Here is a 2,401-nt window from a genome sequence, read left to right as displayed (position 1 = left end):
TTGGCGAGCTCGACCGCGACGTCGGCGCGCGAGGAGTAGCCGAACATGCCGGTGGTATTGCTGGAGACCAACGGCCAGGCCGGATAGACGATCCAGTAGCCGACAGCCCAGACGATGGTGAGGTAGAAGCAGATCACCCACCAGCGCGGCAGCGGCGTATTGAGCTCCTTGATGCCGTCCCATTCATGTCCGGTCGTGGACTTTCCGGTAACGGTATCGAGTTCGCTATGATGATCGGTCATGATTTCTCACTCCTCCCGCAAGGGCAGGTGCGCTGCCTCGTCGAACGCAGCCTTGTTACGGGGCCAAAATGCGTAGGCGATGATCGCGAGAAAGATCGCGACGAACACCGGTGTCCAGATCGTCGTCACGAGCTCTGACGCTAGATTATGGACTGTCAGGATAGCTTTCATCGTGCATGCCTTCTCAGCGAAGATTGGCTTTCTCGTTGTAGATCTTGAAGTCGACCAGCGTGCCGAGCATCTGCAGGTACGCCACCAGCGCGTCCATCTCGGTCGGCGTGCCGGTCCTGCCGTCGAAATTGCGCACGACGGCCTTGGCGTAGCGCTTGTTGAAGGCATCAGTGCCGGCGCTTTCCGGATCGGCCTGGGCCTTCAAATCCGCGCCTGCGCTGGCGATCTGGTCGTTCGTATAGGGCACACCGACGGTCCTCAGCGTACGCATGTGGTCGGCGATCGTGTCCGGATCGACCTCGGTGTGGCTGAGGAACGGGTAGCCCGGCATCACCGACTGCGGCACGATCGCGCGCGGGTTGGTCAGATGCGTCACGTGCCAGTCGTCGGAGTACTTGGCGCCGACGCGGGCGAGGTCCGGACCGGTTCGCTTGGAGCCCCACTGGAACGGGTGGTCGAACATGCTCTCGGCGGCGAGCGAGAAATGGCCGTAGCGCTCGACCTCGTCGCGCAGCGGCCGGACCATCTGCGAGTGGCAGAGATAGCAGCCCTCGCGGACGTAGACGTTGCGTCCCGCGAGCTCCAGCGGCGTGTAGGGCCTGACCCCGTCGACCTTCTCGATCGTGCTCTTGAGGTAGAACAGCGGAGTGATCTCGACGAGACCGCCGATCGCGATCACCAGGAGGATGCCGACGATCAGGATGATCGAGTTCTTTTCGAAGATTTGGTGGCGTGTCCAGAACGACATTGCTTGAGCTCCTCATTCCGCCGGCTGAAGAGCGACGGGCATCTGCACTTCCTGTTCGCCGACGCGAACGGTCATCCAGAGATTGTAGGCCATGATCAGCGCGCCGATCAGGAACAGGCCGCCGCCTGCGGCGCGGATGATGTAGAAGGGGTGCATCGCCTCGACGGTCTCGATGAAGGAATATTCGAGGAAGCCGAGCGAGGTGTAGGCGCGCCACATCAGGCCCTGCAGGATGCCGGACACCCACATCGCCGAGATGTAGAGGACGATGCCGAGGGTCGCGACCCAGAAGTGCCAGTTGACGAGCTTCAGGCTGTAGAGCCCCTTGCGATTCCAGGCCCACGGCACCAGGCAGTACAGCGCGCCGAAGGAGACGAAGCCGACCCAGCCGAGCGCGCCGGAATGCACGTGGCCGATGGTCCAGTCGGTGTAGTGGCTGAGCGAGTTGACCACCTTGATCGACATCATCGGGCCCTCGAAGGTCGACATGCCGTAGAAGGCGACGGAGACCACGAGCATGCGCAGCACGGGATCGGTGCGCAGCTTGTCCCAGGCACCCGACAGCGTCATCAGGCCGTTGATCATGCCGCCCCAGGAGGGCATCCACAGCATGATCGAGAAGGTCATGCCCAGCGTCTGCGTCCAGTCCGGCAGCGCCGTGTAGTGCAGATGGTGGGGACCTGCCCAAATGTAGAGGAAGATCAGCGCCCAGAAGTGGATGATCGACAGCCGATAGGAATAGATCGGCCGCTCGGCGCGCTTCGGGATGAAGTAGTACATGATGGCGAGGAAGCCGGCGGTCAGGAAGAAGCCGACCGCGTTGTGGCCGTACCACCACTGGAACATGGCGTCCTGGATGCCGCCCCAGGCGACGTAGGACTTCGAGCCGAACACCGAGACGGGAAGCGCCGGGTTGTTGCCGAGATGCAGGACCGCGATGGTCACGATGAAGGCGAGATAGAACCAGTTCGCGACGAAGATGTGCGGCTCCTTGCGCTTGAGGACGGTGGCAAGGAAGACGAGCAAGTAAGCGACCCAGACGATGGTCAGCCACAAATCGGCATACCATTCCGGCTCGGCATATTCCTTCGACTGAGTGACGCCGAGCAGATAGCCCGTGCCAGCGATCAGAATGAAGAAATTGTAGCCCACCACGACGAACCAGGGCGCGAGGTCGCCGGCGAGGCGCGCGCGGCAGGACTTCTGCACCACGTAGAACGAGGTCGCGATCAGCACATTG

4 protein-coding genes are annotated in these 2,401 nt (G+C 62.1%); all 4 read right to left on the bottom strand.

The window, feature by feature from the left end; genetic code table 11:
* The coding region (locus IVA79_RS19930) for a cbb3-type cytochrome c oxidase N-terminal domain-containing protein (RefSeq protein ID WP_276577505.1) at positions 1-242 on the bottom strand (242 nt) is incomplete at its 3' end.
* Positions 243-248: 6 nt separating this feature from the next.
* On the bottom strand, positions 249-413 hold the full coding sequence (locus IVA79_RS19925) for a CcoQ/FixQ family Cbb3-type cytochrome c oxidase assembly chaperone (RefSeq protein WP_063691463.1): 165 nt from the start codon (positions 411-413) through the stop codon (positions 249-251).
* Positions 414-426: 13 nt separating this feature from the next.
* Positions 427-1,161: a cytochrome-c oxidase, cbb3-type subunit II gene (gene ccoO / locus IVA79_RS19920; protein WP_247555801.1), complete on the bottom strand. Its 735-nt coding sequence runs from the start codon at positions 1,159-1,161 to the stop codon at positions 427-429.
* Positions 1,162-1,173: 12 nt separating this feature from the next.
* Positions 1,174-2,401 (bottom strand): cytochrome-c oxidase, cbb3-type subunit I (gene ccoN, locus IVA79_RS19915; RefSeq protein WP_247555799.1); only part of this gene is annotated, 1,228 nt, incomplete at its 5' end.

Origin of the sequence: Bradyrhizobium sp. 138 (assembly GCF_023074075.1) — a bacterium.
In the GTDB taxonomy this organism is placed as follows: domain Bacteria; phylum Pseudomonadota; class Alphaproteobacteria; order Rhizobiales; family Xanthobacteraceae; genus Bradyrhizobium.
This window is presented reverse-complemented; position numbering and strand designations above follow the sequence as displayed.

Bases quoted from the DNA above. Each gene is read 5' to 3' on its own strand.
- ccoO (WP_247555801.1), bottom strand. From the start codon at position 1,161: ATGTCGTTCTGGACACGCCACCAAATCTTCGAAAAGAACTCGATCATC.
- IVA79_RS19925 (WP_063691463.1), bottom strand. From the start codon at position 413: ATGAAAGCTATCCTGACAGTCCATAATCTAGCGTCAGAGCTCGTGACG.